This window comes from Rhodococcus sp. SJ-2 (assembly GCF_053750035.1).
Genome location: NZ_CM132340.1, coordinates 5164123 through 5180098, shown reverse-complemented (window position 1 = coordinate 5180098; position 15976 = coordinate 5164123). Strand labels below are relative to the sequence as shown.

Genomic DNA, 15976 nt, shown 5'->3' with positions numbered 1-15976 from the left:
TGGGTGTGGGGTGTTGCAGTGTTTCATAGAGTTACGGTGGTTATAGCGATGGGGAAACGCCCGGTCCCATTCCGAACCCGGAAGCTAAGCCTGTCTGCGCCGATGGTACTGCACTCGTCAGGGTGTGGGAGAGTAGGTCGCCGCCGTGCACCCGTTCCGAAGGGGGACTCACTTTGTGGGTCCCCCTTCGTGTTTTTCGTTTTTCCATGAAAGGATTTTGCTGTGTCCGACAGCAACGGTGAACGTAGGTCCTTCCGAAGCGGAGGATCTACTCCGTGGTCGGGCCGAGGAGGCGATGACCGCCGGCGAGACAACGCCCGCGATGACGAGCGGAAAGACGACCGCCGACCGTCCTACGGCGGTGGCGGACGGCCTGCTCGCGGTCGCGAGGATCATCGTGTGGACGATCGCCGGAGCGGCGATTCCCGCGGTGGGCGTCCCTACGGGGATCGACCGCGCCAGGGGTCGTCAGGCGGCGAACGCAGCGAGGGAGACCGCAGACGTAACGAGCGTGGACGCGACGACCGGGGGCGACAAGGCTCCGGCTTCGGTCGCAGTGATGAGCGGCGCGGCGGTGACGATCGGCGGGGCAGTGCAGACCGGAGTGGAAACGAGGACCGGCGCGGTAACCGCCCCGGGTATCCCGAACGCTCCAACCGGTCTTCCGATGACCGTCGTGCTTCCGAGGACCGACGGCCTCGGGATGGCAACCGTGGAGGTCATGGCACGGAACGACACGGTGGCGGAGCCGACCGCCGCAGTGGCGGAAGCGATCGGCGTGGAAGTGGTCCGGATCGTCACAGCGGGGGAGCGCCGCGTCGGCGAGGAGGCGAAGGCGGCTTCGACCCTCAGGGTCGCGAAGGGGTTCGGCCCCAACGTCGTGAGGCCCGCCCGGACGAACCGGATCTGCCGGACGACATCGAGGCCTCGGAGCTCGATCCGACCATCCGCCGCGACCTATTGAGCTTGGACAAGGCGAATGCGAACGCCGTCGCGCGCCACCTTGTCATGGCAGGGCGTCTGATCGACGACGATCCACGGACCGCACTGTCTCACGCACGTGCCGCTAGACAGCGTGCCGGTCGTATCGCGGTCGTGCGTGAAGCAGCGGGTATCACGGCCTACCACGCCGGGGAGTGGGCAGAAGCACTGTCGGAGCTGCGCGCTGCACGTCGGATGTCAGGCGGAACCGGACTGCTGGCAGTCATGGCCGACTGCGAGCGCGGTCTCGGCCGTCCCGAGAAGGCTGTCGAACTCGGCCGCAGCGAGGATGCGCGCAAGCTGACCGGTGAGGAAGCGTCGGAGTTGCGCATCGTCGTCGCAGGTGCGCGGATGGACCTCGGTCAGATCGATCAGGCGGTGGTGACCCTGCAGACACCGGACCTCGACCCGGAGCGGGTAGGTACCCCAGCGGCACGGTTGTTCTACGCCTATGCCGATGCGCTGGTGGCTGCCGGTCGTACCGACGAAGGCCTGCAATGGTTCCTGCACTCGGCGGCCGCCGATCTCGAGGGCGTCACCGACGCAGAGGATCGGGTGGAGGAACTGACCGGAGACCACAGGTGAGTTCGCACACCCTGCGTTCCCGGTACGACGTGTTGCTGCTCGATCTCGACGGCACCGTCTACCGCGGAGCTGAAGCGGTTCCCGGGGCCCTCGAAGCCCTCAGTGCCGGCGACAGAATTCTGTATGTGACGAATAATGCCAGTCGCCGTCCGGTCGAGGTCGCGGAGCACTTGCAGGGACTCGGGTTCGTGGCCGCGACCGATTCCGTGGTGACGAGTTCACAGTCGGCGGCTCGGCTCCTGGCCGAACGTGTCCCCTCCGGATCGAAAATTCTGGTGGTGGGTACGGATGCGCTCGCGGAGGAGATCGCCGCGGTGTCGCTGGAGCCGGTCCGGACGGCGGACGCGCAGCCGGTCGCGGTCGTGCAGGGTCATTCTCCCGATACCGGTTGGCGAATCCTCGCGGAGGCGACCCTCGCTATTCGGGCGGGAGCGTTGTGGGTGGCCACCAACGTCGACTCCACGCTCCCGACCGAGCGGGGGCTCGTCCTCGGCAACGGCTCGATGGTCGCGGCGCTGGAGTCTGCCACCGGTCGCACACCGATCGTGGCAGGGAAACCCGCGGCACCACTTCTCCAGGATGCGATCCGTCGGTCCTCGGCCGATCGCCCCCTCGTCATCGGTGATCGGCTCGACACGGACATCGAGGGAGCGAATGCTGTAGGCGCAGACTCGCTGTTGGTCCTGACCGGCGTGAGCACGATCGAGGATCTGTTGCGTGCGCCTGCCCATCAACGACCCACCTACGTCGCGGCCTCCCTGGAGAGCCTGGACACCGCCGCATCGAAGCTACGAGTGGAGCCGGGAAACGAGTGGTCGGTCGCAGTCGACGGCGACGACCTGCACCTCGCGTCCACCACCGTCGGAGAACCCGCACCCGGTTCCGAGGACGAATCCATGGAGGCGCTGCGAGGCGTCCTCGACCTCGCGTGGGCGCACCCGGGTTTCCGCAGCATCGTGGGTCTGGATGATGTTGCCCGCCGCGTCGTCGCCCGATGGACCCCGGTGTCCTGACAGAGGTCGTGCGATGTGTCCGTCGTACCGATCATGGACTAGCGTGGTCGGCGATGAGCATGTCGATTCCACGTCCAGGAGAACACCTTCCCGACGCTGCACCCAGCGTCGATCCCGATGCTGTGCACGTCGAGGTGGACCGCATACTTGCGCAGGTGCAGAAGGAAGGCGTCGCCGGAGATCCGGCCGTTGCAATCGGGAAGCAGGCGCAATTGCTCGAGCAGGCGCATGAGGTGCTCGTCCAGGCATTGTCGACCGTGGACAAGATCTGACATGGCGCGGAGAGCACGAGTCGATGCGGAACTGGTACGTCGAGGACTGGCACGCTCGCGCGAGCATGCAAGTGAACTGATCGCGGCAGGGCGGGTTCTGATCGCCGGAACCGTGGCGACCAAACCGGCAACCGCTGTGGAGGCGAACACACCGCTGATCGTCAATGAGGTGTCGGACGAGGTGTCGTGGGCCTCCCGAGGCGCCCACAAGCTGCTCGGCGCCCTCGAAACCTTTACTCCGTCCGGATTGCGGATCTCCGACCGCAGATGCCTCGATGCGGGCGCGTCCACCGGTGGATTCACCGATGTCCTGCTCCACGAGGGCGCCTCCGAGGTCGTCGCGGTCGACGTCGGCTACGGCCAGCTGGTGTGGCGACTGCAATCCGACGAGCGCGTCCACGTGATCGATCGAACAAATGTGCGTAACATCGATGCCGAGGTGATCGGGGGGCAGGTCGACGTTGTCGTGGCGGATCTGTCGTTCATTTCGTTGCGCTTGGTGCTCCCGGCGTTCGTACGGTGCGTCAATCCCGGTGCCGACTTGCTCCCTATGATCAAACCGCAGTTCGAAGTGGGGAAGGAGCGCGTCGGCAGTGGCGGAGTCGTGCGCGACCCGGCGTTGCGGACCGAGGCGGTGCTCGACGTGGCACGGGACGCCCAGATGCTCGGGCTCCGCACACTGGGCGCGGTGGCCAGTCCGCTGCCCGGCCCATCGGGGAATGTCGAATACTTCCTGTGGCTACGGGCCGGAGAGCCGGACACAGGAGACCTCGACACCAGCGTGATCGAACTCGTCGAGCAAGCGGTGCAGGAAGGACCTCAGTGACAACAGGATCGGGCGAGTCGACGCCCGGGACGCAGGGCCGCGAGGTTCTGCTCGTGTCGCACTCGGGCAGGGACGAAATTGCCGTGACCGCCCAACGGGTCGCGAAACTCTTCGGCGACGCAGGCATCGTCCTGCGAGTCCTCGAGGACGAATCGATCAGCACCGGCCTCGGAGCGGCGGAGGTTCCCGGCAGCAGGATCCGGATCGTCGAATCGGGTCCCGACGCAGCTGCCGGGTGTGAGATGGTCATCGTTCTCGGGGGCGACGGTAGCTTCCTGCGGGCAGCCGAACTCGCGCAACACGCCTCAGTACCTGTGCTCGGCATCAATCTGGGCCGGATCGGCTTCCTGGCCGAGGCCGAAGCCGACCACCTCGAAGAGGCCTTGCATCAGGTGGTGCGACAGCAGTACTCGGTCGAGAACCGGATGACACTCGACGTGACGATCCGCGTCGACGATGTGATCGTCGATCGCGGCTGGGCGCTCAACGAGGCCAGTCTCGAGAATCAATCGCGGCTCGGCGTCCTCGAAGTGGTTCTCGAAGTCGATGGACGCCCGGTGTCGTCGTTCGGCGGCGACGGGGTACTGATCGCTACCCCGACCGGGTCGACGGCGTATGCCTTCTCCGCGGGTGGCCCGATCGTGTGGCCGGAACTCGAAGCGCTACTCGTGATCCCGAGCAACGCCCACGCATTGTTCGCGCGCCCGCTCGTAACCAGCCCGAAATCGATCATTGCGGTCGAGACCCTCGCTGGCAGCCATGCCGGGCTGGTGTTCTGCGATGGACGTCGCACTCTCGAGCTCCCGGCCGGAGGCCGCCTCGAGGTTGTCCGAGGGCAACATCCCGTGCGATGGGTAAGGCTGGATTCGGCGCCGTTCGCCGATCGGATGGTGCGCAAGTTCGAACTTCCGGTGAAGGGCTGGCGGGGAAGGAAGCTCTAGGTGCTCGCAGAGATCCGGATCGACAACCTCGGTGTGATCACCGAGGCAAGTGCCCGGTTCGACGGAGGCTTGACCGTGCTGACCGGTGAGACCGGTGCCGGCAAGACCATGGTCGTGACCAGCTTGCATCTGCTGTCCGGCGTGCGCGCGGATTCCGCGCGCGTGCGGGTGGGAGCGTCGCGTGCTGTGGTCGAAGGTCGATTCAGCGTCGACGGGGGCAACAGTCACGTCGAGAAGGAAGTGGTGCGGCTGCTCGAATCCGCAGGTGCACAACGCGACGAAGACGGCAGCATCATCGCAGTGCGCACGGTCAACAGCGACGGAGGGTCCCGTGCACACCTCGGGGGCCGCAGCATTCCTGTCGGATTGCTCGCCGAATTCACCGGCCCGCTCCTGACGGTGCACGGGCAGAACGATCAACTTCGATTGTTGCGGCCCGACCAACAGCGTGCTGCCCTCGACAGATTCGGTGGCAAGACGGTCACATCGCTCCGGGAGCGTTACCGCACACACCGGCGACGGTGGCTCGATGCTCGAAGTGAACTGCTCGACCGTACGAACCGGGCGCGCGAGTTGGCTCAGGAAGCGGACCGACTGCAGTTCGGTCTGGATGAGATCGACGCGGTCGCTCCCGAGCGAGGCGAAGACAAGCAGATCGTCGCCGACGTCCTGCGCCTGTCGGATCTCGACTCGCTACGCGAGGCGGCGGCCGCCGCACACGGCGTCCTCGCCGGATACGACAGTGCCGACGCAGGAGAGGCCGCGTCGGCACTGGATCTGCTCGGTGAGGCCCGGTCCCGTGTGGAGGGGAGCGACGATGCGGCGCTGCGCGAGCTCGGACCGCGGCTGGCGGAGGCCATCACGGTGGTCACCGATGTGACGGCGGACCTCTCCGGCTATCTGGGTGATCTGCCGTCCGATCAAGGCACACTCGAATCGCTGCTGACCAGGCAAGCGGAACTGAAGACCCTCACCCGCAAGTACGCCGCCGACATCGACGGGGTGCTCGACTGGGCGGACGATGCGCGTGATCGCCTGTCGAGGCTGGATGTGTCGTCCGAGGCGCTCGAGAAACTGGCCGGCGAAGTGGACAGCGAAGCGGCGGCGACCGCAGAAGCGGCAGCTGCGTTGACGACCGCGCGACGTAGAGCGGCCACCAAGCTCGCCAAAGCGGTGAGCAGAGAACTTGCCGGTCTCGCGATGGGGCGCGCCGTGCTCGATGTACATGTCCGTGATCGTGACGCCGGTGCGGGCGATTCCGCGCCTCTTCCCGTGGGCGATCGTACGTTGCACGCGGGTGAGTCGGGCGTCGACGACGTCGAGTTCCGGCTCGCCGCGCATGCCGGCGCGACGGCTCTGCCGATCTCGCGTAGTGCGTCAGGCGGTGAGATGTCACGGGTGATGCTCGCGCTCGAGGTGGTTCTCGCCGCTTCGGAGCGCGGAGCCACCATGGTGTTCGACGAGGTGGATGCCGGGGTGGGAGGCCGTGCCGCAGTCGAGATCGGCCGTCGTCTGGCCAGGCTCTCGCGCACACATCAGGTCATCGTCGTCACCCACCTGCCGCAGGTTGCCGCGTTCGCCGACACTCATCTTGTGGTCGACAAGGTCGACGACAGGGCGGGTGTGGTGAGCAGCGGGGTGCGCACCTTGACCGAGGCGGAGCGGGTCACCGAGCTGGCGCGGATGCTCGCCGGCCTCGACGACACCGAGACCGGACGCGCACATGCCGAGGAGTTGCTCGCCATGGCGCACGCCGAGCGGGAGAGCTGAGCGCCGTCGCGACCGACGAGGTGTGAAGCGGGGGTGAAAGCCGCGTCGTCCGGCGCGCCTCCACAATCGCATCGCACCTCAGGAGCATCATTCTCACCATGAAGATGCCGGCGCTGCTGTCCCGCAACAACGAAACGCTGCCCGGAGTGAGCGGTATCGCCCGGGTCGACAAGAACACCGCGAAACTGGTCCGCCGGGTCGGCCCCGGCGACATCGTCATCCTCGACGCAGTGGACCTCGATCGGGTCACCGCCGACGCACTCGTCGAAGCGGGGGTCGCCGCGGTCGTCAACGCCTCGGCTTCGATTTCCGGTCGCTATCCGAACCTCGGCCCGGAAGTCCTTGTCGCCAATGACATCGTTCTGATCGACAGCGTCGGGTCGGATCTGTTCAAGAAGGTCAAGGACGGCGCGAAGATCCGGCTGCACGAGGGCGGACTCTATGCCGGCGAGCGCCTGCTCGTCGAAGGTGAGGAACAGACCGAAGCCGAGATCTCCGATCGCATGATCGAAGCAAAAACCGGCCTGGTCGACCATCTCGAGGCGTTCTCGGGCAACACCATCGAATTCATCCGGTCGGAGAGCCCACTGCTCATCGACGGGGTGGGTATTCCCGAGATCGATCTCGATCTGAGAGATCGGCACGTCGTGGTGGTCAGTCCCGGTCCCGACCACGTGCAGGATTTGAAGAACCTGCGACCCTTCATCAAGGAGTACGCACCGATCCTGGTGGGTGTCGACTCCGGTGCGGATGCCCTGACCAAGGCCGGCTACCGGCCCGACCTGATCATCGGTGACCCGGACGGCATCGGCACCGCGACCCTCCAGTCCGGTGCCGAGGTGGTCCTGCCCGCGGACCCGGACGGACACGCCCCCGGACTCGAACGTATCCAGGACCTCGGGATCGGTGCGATGACGTTCCCCGCGGCAGGCACCTCCACCGACCTCGCTCTGCTCCTCGTCGATCATCACGGTGCGGCACTCGTCGTCACGGTGGGCAGCACGGTCTCCCTCGACGAATTCTTCGATCAGGGTCGTCGCGACACCAACCCCTCCGCGGTGATGACGCGCCTGAAGGTCGGTCCGAAACTGGTCGATTCGAAGGCCGTTGCCACGTTGTATCGCAGTCGGGTTTCCGGTGGGGTGATCGCGCTTCTGGTCTTCGCTGCGCTGATCGCGGTCATCGCCGCATTGGTCGTGTCCAATCTGGGTGGCGATGTCGTCGACTGGGTCACGACCTGGTCGGCAGACTCCGTCGAGTGGGTTCGGGGTCAGTTCGAGTGATTTCGATGCGCCAGCACGCCGTCTCCCTGATCGCGGTGTTCTTGGCACTCGGCCTCGGAGTGGTGCTCGGTTCCGGGCTGTTGTCGAACAGTCTCGTGGCAGGTCTGCGCGATGACAAAGCGGATATGGGTCGTGAGCTTCAGGCCGAGCACGATCGAGCCAACCGGCTCGACTCCGAGCTGCGTGCCGCCGACGCCTACGACGCCACCGTCGCTCCCCGCGTGGTCCGCGATGAACTCTCCGGCCGTACGGTCCTCGTGGCGACGACCCCCGACACCGATCCCGCCGATCTCGATGCGGTGATGACGGCGGTGGCCTCCGCAGGTGGCGCAGTCACCGGTCGACTGTCGCTGACGGAGTCGTTCCTCGACGCCGCGGGTGCCGACATGCTCCGTACCACGGTCACCAACATCATCCCCGCCGGCGTGCAACTGCAGACCGGGGCTGTCGACCCGGGCAGTCTCGCGGGTGATCTGCTCGGTGCGGCACTGCTCGTCGACCCGGGGACCGGTGCGCCGCGCAGCACCCCGGAGGAACGCGAACTCGCGTTGTCCGCGCTGCGCAGCGGCGGGTTCATCACGTACGACGGAACAGTCGAGCCGGCCCAATCCGCCCTGATTCTGACCGGTACCGGTGTCGAAGAGGTCGACGGGGGCAACCGCGGGGCACTCATAGCCCGTTTTGCAGCAGCCGTCGACACCCGTGGTGCGGGGGCCGTGCTTGCCGGACGATCAGAATCGGCCGTAGGCAACGGACCGCTCGCTGTGGTTCGCGCCGACGCGGCGCTGTCAGCGGGGCTGTCGACCGTCGACAATCTCGACCGCGAAGCGGGACGGAGCACTGTGATACTGGCCCTGCGTGAACAGTTCGACGGCGGAGCAGGCCGCTACGGAACGGGGCCCGGCGCAGCTGCGGTCACCGTGGGATCCACCGCGCGGTGACCGAACACCCAACTGTCCGGTGCTGTGACGTCCGCAGCACCGGAGCCTCACAACCGCGATCCGGGTACGCCGCGGCGGCTGCAGGTGTTACCGTGAAGTTCCGTGGGTCGGCAGGCCCCAGCTGTATCGTCTGAAGTCCAAAAGTCCTGCACCTGACGTCACGGGAGCTTCGTTGCCACAGTCACGCCAATCGCGTACCCCTACCAAGCACATCTTCGTCAGTGGGGGCGTCGCATCCTCGCTGGGCAAGGGACTCACCGCGTCGAGTCTCGGTGCATTGCTCACAGCGCGCGGAATGCGCGTGACCATGCAGAAACTCGATCCGTATCTCAACGTCGATCCCGGGACGATGAATCCGTTCCAGCACGGTGAGGTGTTCGTCACCGAGGACGGCGCCGAAACCGACCTCGACGTGGGTCACTACGAGCGCTTCCTCGACCGTAACCTCAACGCCGACGCGAACGTCACCACGGGCCAGGTGTATTCGACCGTCATCGCGAAGGAACGTCGCGGCGAGTACCTCGGCGACACCGTCCAGGTGATTCCGCACATCACCGACGAGATCAAACGGCGAATCCTGGCGATGTCGGCTCCCGACACCGAAGGCCACACACCCGACGTCGTGATCACAGAGATCGGCGGCACGGTCGGCGACATCGAATCCCAGCCGTTCCTCGAGGCAGCCAGGCAGGTACGTCACGAAGTGGGTCGTGACAACTGTTTCTTCCTGCACGTGTCGTTGGTGCCGTACCTCGGTCCTTCCGGTGAGCTGAAGACCAAGCCCACCCAGCACTCCGTGGCCGCGTTGCGCAACATCGGCATCCAGCCCGACGCTCTCGTGCTGCGATGCGATCGCGACGTACCCGCGTCCCTCAAGGCGAAAATCTCCCTGATGTGCGACGTCGACGTCGCAGGATGCATCTCGTGTCCCGACGCACCGAGCATCTACGACATACCCAAGGTGCTGCACAGCGAAGGCCTCGACGCCTATGTCGTGCGCCAGCTCGGACTCCCGTTCCGTGACGTCGACTGGACGGTGTGGGGCGATCTCCTCGACCGCGTCCACAAGCCGCGGGAAACCGTCGAGGTGGCTCTCGTCGGCAAGTACATCGACCTCCCTGACGCCTACCTGTCTGTCACCGAAGCATTGCGTGCGGGAGGATTCGCGCACCGGGCGAAGGTCAAGATCCGCTGGGTCGCATCCGATGAATGCGAAACCGAGTCAGGCGCGCAGACGCACCTCGGTGATGTCGACGCGGTCCTGATTCCGGGGGGCTTCGGGATCCGCGGTATCGAGGGCAAACTCGGCGCGATCAGCTTCGCGCGGTCCCGGAAGATCCCGCTCCTGGGACTGTGTCTCGGGCTGCAGTGCGTCGTCATCGAGGCGGCACGCTCGGTCGGTATCGCCGACGCGTCGTCCACCGAGTTCGACCCGGACACCACGGCGCCGGTGATCTCCACGATGGCCGACCAGGAACAGGCCGTCGCCGGTGAAGCCGACCTGGGCGGCACCATGCGTCTCGGCGCGTACCCAGCCGTTCTGGCCAAGGGCTCGGTCGTCGCGAAGGCCTACGGCAGCGACAAGGTATCCGAGCGCCACCGCCACCGCTTCGAGGTCAACAACGCCTACCGTGACCGGATCGCGAAGTCCGGGCTCGTGTTCTCCGGAACCTCGCCGGATGGACGGCTGGTCGAGTTCGTCGAGTACCCGGCGGACATCCACCCGTTCTTCGTCGCCACCCAGGCGCATCCGGAACTCAAGAGCCGCCCGACGCGTCCGCACCCGCTGTTCGCAGGGCTGGTCTCCGCGGCGCTGAGGTACAAGGCGGCCGAACGCCTGCCCGTCGACGTACACGGAGGCGACCGCAAGCGCGACGCCGACGAGCCCGCCGAGGCCGTGGCATCCGCGTCCGGCAGCGTCGACGCGGACTGACACGTGACGCAGCGACACGACTTCCGGATCCTGTCCACGCAACGCATCTACACAGGTGCCATCGTGTCGCTGCGCGTCGACGAGGTGACGATGCCGGACGGGCATTCCGCCCACCGTGAAGTGGTCGAGCACTTCGGTGCGGTAGCAATCGTCGCCATCGACGATCGAGACCGGCTGGTCCTGGTCGACCAGTACCGGCATCCGCTCGGGCGACGATTGTGGGAGCTGCCCGCAGGTCTCCTCGACGAGGCCGGCGAGTCGCCTCTCGACGCCGCGAAACGTGAACTCGCGGAGGAGACCGGGCTCGCCGCGGAGCGCTGGGACACACTCGTCGACGTCGCACTCTCGCCCGGTTTCACCGACGAAGCAGTCCGTGTCTTCGTGGCTCGCGGCCTGTCCGAGGTGGGTCGGCCCGAACCCGAACATGAGGAAGCCGACCTCGAGATTCACAAGGTCCCACTCGAGGAGGCGGTGTCGATGGCATTGCGGGGCGAGATCATCAACGCGACCGCGGTGGCGGGCATCCTCGCATCGTCCGCCACACGTACCTCCCGGACCGGACTGCGCCCCTCCGACGCGCCCTGGCCCGACCGGCCCTCCGCCTTCTCCCGCACTCGCGCTGCGGAATGACCTCGGTGCTGGAGGGGCAGCTCGACACGTACCTCGACCATCTCACCGTCGAACGCGGCGCTGCCGCGAACACCTTGTCGTCCTACCGGCGAGATCTCGACCGCTACCGCGACTACCTCACGGACTGCGGTATCAGCGATCTCGCTCAGGTCAGCGAAGCGCACGTCGCCGACTTCGTGGCGGTGTTGCGTGGCGGCGACCCGGACCGGGATCGTCCGGCGCTCGCCGCCAGTTCGGTGGCCCGTGCCCTCATCGCGGTCCGGGGCCTGCACCGATTCACCGCGGCCGAGGGCCGGACCCCGACCGACGTGGCACGTGCAGTCAAACCACCCACCGCGGGGCGACGCCTTCCGAAGTCGCTCACCGTCGCCCAGGTGACGGCGATTCTCGATGCGGTCGGGAATGAAGCGGACGGTCCGCGCGGCCTGCGCGACCGCGCGCTGCTGGAATTGTTGTACTCGACCGGCGCCCGCATCTCCGAGGCGGTCGGACTCGATGTCGACGACGTCGACTCCGACGCCCGCGCAGTGCTCCTGCGCGGAAAGGGCGGCAAGGAACGACTCGTGCCTGTCGGGCGTCCTGCGCTCGCGGCGCTCGACGCCTATCTCGTGCGGGGCAGGCCCGTCCTTGCCGCCGGACACACCGCCGCGCTGTTCCTCAACGCACGCGGCGGACGACTATCGCGGCAGAGCGCGTGGCAGGTATTGCAGACCGCGGCCGAGCGAGCGGGCGTCAGCACCGCGGTTTCACCGCACACACTGCGGCATTCGTTCGCGACCCACCTGCTCGACGGTGGCGCCGATGTACGAGTGGTGCAGGAGTTACTCGGGCATGCCTCTGTGACGACCACGCAGATCTACACGCTGGTCACCGTGGGTGCGTTGCGGGAGGTCTGGGCCGGTGCGCACCCGCGCGCACGCTGATCGGGCAACATCGGAAACGCGTGTCCACCCGCGCAACACGTCGACCAGGCGGTAGCGTTCAGGAGGTAGAAAGGCGGTAGCGTTCCGGATACGGAACAGCATCCGTTCGACAACCCGACGGCAACGATATTGCTCGCTAGACGCACAGTGGGACGCAGAACAGGGGGAGCACCGCTCGTGGGCACACCTCGGCCATCTGCCACAGACGACACACACCTGAACATTGCACACGCGGCGACGCAGGGCTGGCCGACGCCGGTTCGGTCCGTAGCCGGCTACCGTCCACCTGCCGAACCACGACCGTCAGGAACCGACGACCCCGGTGACGACACCGACGCCGATCTCAGAGAAACCGCGTCGATCGACGACTCCGACCTCGGCCCCACCGGCCGTCCGCGCAGGCGCATTCCCGAACCACCGGCACTGACCTCGCACGGACCCGCCAAGATCATCGCGATGTGCAACCAGAAAGGCGGAGTGGGCAAAACCACCTCCACTATCAACCTGGGTGCTGCCCTCGCCGAATGCGGACGCCGTGTACTGCTCGTCGACCTCGACCCCCAGGGAGCCCTGTCAGCCGGCCTGGGCGTGGCCCACCACGACCTCGAGTCGACCGTCCACAACCTGCTTGTCGAACCCCGCGCGGACACCGACGACGTACTGCTCGACACACACATCGAGAACCTCGATCTGCTACCCAGCAACATCGACCTGTCCGCCGCCGAGATCCAACTCGTCTCCGAGGTCGGGCGCGAACAGGCTCTCGGCCGCGCCTTGTTCCCCGTCCTCGAGCGCTACGACTACATCCTCGTCGACTGCCAACCGTCTCTCGGCCTGCTCACCGTCAACGCTCTGGCCTGCGCCGATTCGGTTCTCATCCCGATGGAGTGCGAGTTTTTCAGCCTTCGCGGTCTGGCGTTGCTCAACGACACCGTCGCCAAGGTCAGGGACCGGCTCAATCCACGCCTCGCCGTGGCCGGGATCCTCGTGACCATGTTCGACTCGCGGACACTGCACGGTCGTGAAGTGATGTCCCGGGTGGTCGAGGTCTTCGGAGACCTCGTCTACGACAGCGTCATCTCCCGCACTGTCAAATTCCCCGAAACCAGCGTCGCCGGCGAACCGATCATCACCTGGGCGCCGAAATCCGGTGGTGCCGAGTCGTATCGGTCGCTCGCCCGCGAAGTGATCCATCGGACCGGCCGCTGATCCGTGTCTGCCCCCACCCAGGATTCCGCCGAGGCGGAATCCGCTGCTCCCGTCACCGACGAGGCGTCGGCCACCGACCAGACCTCGGAACCCACTGTCACCGGCGGATTCCAGGTCCGGCTCCGCAACTTCGAGGGCCCGTTCGATCTGCTACTCACTCTGATCTCACAGCGTCGCCTGGACGTCACCGAAGTCGCATTGCATGAGGTGACCGACGACTTCATCGCATACACGAGGAAACTCGGTCCGGAACTCGGTCTTGACCAGACAACCGAGTTCCTCGTCGTTGCCTCGACTCTGCTCGACCTCAAAGCGGCTCGCCTGCTGCCTGCCGGCGACGTCGACGATCCAGAGGACCTCGCGTTGCTCGAGGCGCGCGACCTGCTGTTCGCGCGGCTGTTGCAGTATCGGGCCTACAAACAGATCGCCGAGCACTTCGCCGAACTCGAAAGCGCTGCCCTCCGTCGTTACCCGCGCGCGGTATCCCTCGAGGAATGCTTCGAAAATCTCGTGCCCGAGGTCGTTCTCGGTGTCGATGCACAGCGCTTCGCCGAGATCGCAGCGGCGGCGTTCCGACCGAAACCGACACCCAGCGTAGGGCTCGACCACCTGCACGTCCAGACGGTGTCGGTGCCGGAGCAGGCCGCATACATTCTCGCTCTGCTGAGGGACAACGGTGCCGGACAATGGATCGGCTTCGACGTCCTTACCGCAGATTGCGAGCACGGACTGCTCGTAGTCGCGCGGTTCCTCGCGCTGCTCGAGCTCTATCGCGAACGTGCAGTCACCTTCGAGCAACCCGACCCACTCGGGCCACTCCAGGTGGCCTGGACCGGTGAGAACGACGAGAACGCCATCGACTTCGAGGAGGACTACGGGTGAGTGCGCACATCCCAGACCGCGCCTTGCCCGCGCAGCAGCAACCCGATCCGTCCGGCGACGAGCGGGCCTGGGACGGTGAACTGCTCGACATGGCCGATGACGAACTCACCGCCGCGCTCGAAGCACTGCTCCTGATGGTCGACACCCCCGCGTCCGCCGACCAGCTCGCTGCCGCGATCGGTGTCACCGCCGACCGCGCCGAGCGTGCCCTCCGTGCGCTCGCGGCCTGCCTGGATGCGCGCGGCTCCGGAATCGATCTGCGGTTCGCGGGTGACGGCTGGCGGTTCTACACCCGCCGCGACTACGCACCCTACGTCGAGAAGCTCCTCCAGGGCGGGGCGCGCACCAAACTCACCCGCGCGGCGTTGGAAACCCTCGCGGTCGTCGCCTACCGGCAACCGGTGACCCGTAGCCGCGTCAGCGCCGTGCGCGGCGTCAACGTCGACGGAGTGATGCGCACCTTGCTCGCGCGGGATCTCATCGCCGAAGCGGGCACCGATCCCGAGACCGGCGGTACCCTCTACATCACCACCGAACTGTTCCTCGAACGTCTCGGCCTTGCGTCGCTGAGCGATCTACCACCGGTCGGTCCCCTGTTACCCGATGTAGATGTGATCGATGACATCAGCGACAGCCTCGAAGCAGACCCGAGGTTTGAGAGAATAGGAAAGAACGCGCGCGCCGAGACACTCTCGCACGCGGAGTTCGATCCAGAGAACTGACAGGAAAAAAGTGAAAAAGCCCGCTCGCCGTGATGGCACACCGGACCGTAAACGAACCGCCCGCCCCGTGAAGGGCCAGGCCACCGGCAGATCTTCGTCCGCCCGCCGGTCGGATCCCCGCACTCAGGACGCTCCGAGCTCCACCGCAGGGAACGCGGGGGCAGCGAAGAAGCCCCATCGGGGTCAAGGAAGCGCTCCGCTGAACAAGCGAGGCAGGCCTGCTGCACCGAAACCCCAGGCCCGCCGGGCCTCGGCAACGCCGACCATCAGCAACGCCAAGCCCGCCCGCCACCAACACAGCACAGCCGCACCGGCGAAGCTGCCTGCGGGCGAAGGCGTGCGACTGCAGAAAGTCCTCGCCCAGGCAGGGGTGGCCTCACGCCGTGCCGCCGAGGAAATGATCGACCGCGGCCGCATCGAAGTCGACGGCGTCATCGTTCGAGAGCAGGGGTTGCGTGTCGACCCTGAGAACGCCGTGATCCGCGTCGACGGTGTCCGTGTGGTCGTCAAGAAGGATCTCGTTCACCTCGTGCTCAACAAGCCACGCGGGTGGCAGTCCACCATGTCGGACGATCTGGGTCGCCCTTGTGTCGGCGACATCGTTTCAGAGCGTGTCGCCGCAGGTCAACGCCTCTTCCACGTCGGAAGGCTCGACGCCGACACCGAGGGGCTGTTGCTACTGACCAACGACGGTGAACTCGCACATCGCCTCATGCACCCGTCCTTCGAGGTCAACAAGACCTACCTTGCCACGGTCAAGGGTGTGCTCGCGCGAGGCGTCGGCAAGCAGCTCAAGACGGGCGTCGAGCTCGAGGACGGCCCCGCCAAAGTCGACAGGTTCGCGTTGCTCGAGGTGAACGAAGGCCAGTCCCTCGTGCGCCTGGACCTGCACGAAGGCCGCAAACACATCGTGCGTCGACTGCTCGACTCCGTGGGCCACCCCGTGATCCGGCTCGTGCGTACCAATATCGGTCCCGTCGCGCTCGGCGATCAGCGGCCCGGCACACTTCGTGTCCTCGGGCGCAACGAGGTCGGCGGTCTCTACCAGGCGGTGGGGTTGTGACC

General features: G+C 66.4%; 15 protein-coding genes and 1 rRNA gene. All 16 read left to right on the top strand.

The window, feature by feature from the left end; all coding sequences use genetic code 11:
* Positions 1 to 32 precede the first annotated feature (32 nt).
* The 16 genes from rrf (at position 33) to ACSYG9_RS24125 (ending at position 15974) form a co-directional block, all read left to right on the top strand.
* A 5S ribosomal RNA gene (rrf, locus tag ACSYG9_RS24200) occupies positions 33 to 149 on the top strand.
* Positions 150 to 399: 250 nt separating this feature from the next.
* A complete protein-coding gene (locus ACSYG9_RS24195) occupies positions 400 to 1566 on the top strand; it encodes a tetratricopeptide repeat protein (RefSeq protein WP_440124850.1) in 1167 nt (388 codons plus the stop codon).
* The gene (locus ACSYG9_RS24190) at positions 1563 to 2579 is read left to right on the top strand and encodes an HAD-IIA family hydrolase (RefSeq protein WP_440124849.1); all 1017 of its coding nucleotides are present in this window, start codon (positions 1563 to 1565) and stop codon (positions 2577 to 2579) included. The genes ACSYG9_RS24195 and ACSYG9_RS24190 overlap by 4 nt, the downstream gene beginning before the upstream one ends.
* Positions 2580 to 2632: 53 nt before the next feature.
* On the top strand, positions 2633 to 2851 hold the full coding sequence (locus tag ACSYG9_RS24185; RefSeq protein WP_440124848.1) for a hypothetical protein: 219 nt from the start codon (positions 2633 to 2635) through the stop codon (positions 2849 to 2851).
* A 1-nt stretch (position 2852) separates the two neighbouring features.
* Entirely contained in the window at positions 2853 to 3677 is an 825-nt protein-coding gene (locus ACSYG9_RS24180) for a TlyA family rRNA (cytidine-2'-O)-methyltransferase (RefSeq protein ID WP_440124847.1), read from the top strand.
* On the top strand, positions 3674 to 4618 hold the full coding sequence (locus ACSYG9_RS24175) for an NAD kinase (RefSeq protein WP_440124846.1): 945 nt from the start codon (positions 3674 to 3676) through the stop codon (positions 4616 to 4618). The genes ACSYG9_RS24180 and ACSYG9_RS24175 overlap by 4 nt, the downstream gene beginning before the upstream one ends.
* The gene (gene recN / locus ACSYG9_RS24170) at positions 4619 to 6388 is read left to right on the top strand and encodes a DNA repair protein RecN (protein ID WP_440124845.1); all 1770 of its coding nucleotides are present in this window, start codon (positions 4619 to 4621) and stop codon (positions 6386 to 6388) included.
* 98 nt (positions 6389 to 6486) lie between these two features.
* Positions 6487 to 7671, top strand: coding sequence for a putative cytokinetic ring protein SteA (steA, locus tag ACSYG9_RS24165; RefSeq protein WP_440124844.1), 1185 nt, complete (start codon positions 6487 to 6489; stop codon positions 7669 to 7671).
* A complete protein-coding gene (locus tag ACSYG9_RS24160; protein ID WP_440124843.1) occupies positions 7668 to 8612 on the top strand; it encodes a copper transporter in 945 nt (314 codons plus the stop codon). Before steA ends, ACSYG9_RS24160 begins: the two co-directional genes overlap by 4 nt.
* Before the next feature lie 172 nt (positions 8613 to 8784).
* The gene (locus ACSYG9_RS24155; RefSeq protein WP_440124842.1) at positions 8785 to 10545 is read left to right on the top strand and encodes a CTP synthase; all 1761 of its coding nucleotides are present in this window, start codon (positions 8785 to 8787) and stop codon (positions 10543 to 10545) included.
* Positions 10546 to 10548: 3 nt separating this feature from the next.
* The gene (locus tag ACSYG9_RS24150; protein ID WP_440124841.1) at positions 10549 to 11175 is read left to right on the top strand and encodes an NUDIX domain-containing protein; all 627 of its coding nucleotides are present in this window, start codon (positions 10549 to 10551) and stop codon (positions 11173 to 11175) included.
* Positions 11172 to 12098, top strand: coding sequence for a site-specific tyrosine recombinase XerD (gene xerD / locus ACSYG9_RS24145; protein ID WP_440124840.1), 927 nt, complete (start codon positions 11172 to 11174; stop codon positions 12096 to 12098). Before ACSYG9_RS24150 ends, xerD begins: the two co-directional genes overlap by 4 nt.
* Before the next feature lie 360 nt (positions 12099 to 12458).
* On the top strand, positions 12459 to 13307 hold the full coding sequence (locus ACSYG9_RS24140) for an AAA family ATPase (RefSeq protein WP_440127787.1): 849 nt from the start codon (positions 12459 to 12461) through the stop codon (positions 13305 to 13307).
* A gap of 3 nt (positions 13308 to 13310) precedes the next feature.
* Positions 13311 to 14189 carry a segregation/condensation protein A gene (locus ACSYG9_RS24135; RefSeq protein WP_440124839.1) on the top strand — a complete coding sequence of 293 codons (879 nt, stop codon included), beginning with the start codon at positions 13311 to 13313 and terminating at the stop codon, positions 14187 to 14189.
* Between the two features lie 89 nt (positions 14190 to 14278).
* Positions 14279 to 14911, top strand: a complete 633-nt coding sequence (gene scpB / locus ACSYG9_RS24130) for an SMC-Scp complex subunit ScpB (RefSeq protein WP_440127786.1) — start codon at positions 14279 to 14281, stop codon at positions 14909 to 14911.
* A gap of 10 nt (positions 14912 to 14921) precedes the next feature.
* Positions 14922 to 15974 (top strand): pseudouridine synthase, encoded by a 1053-nt coding sequence (locus ACSYG9_RS24125; RefSeq protein ID WP_440124838.1) that lies wholly within the window; start codon positions 14922 to 14924, stop codon positions 15972 to 15974.
* The last annotated feature ends 2 nt before the right edge of the window (positions 15975 to 15976 follow it).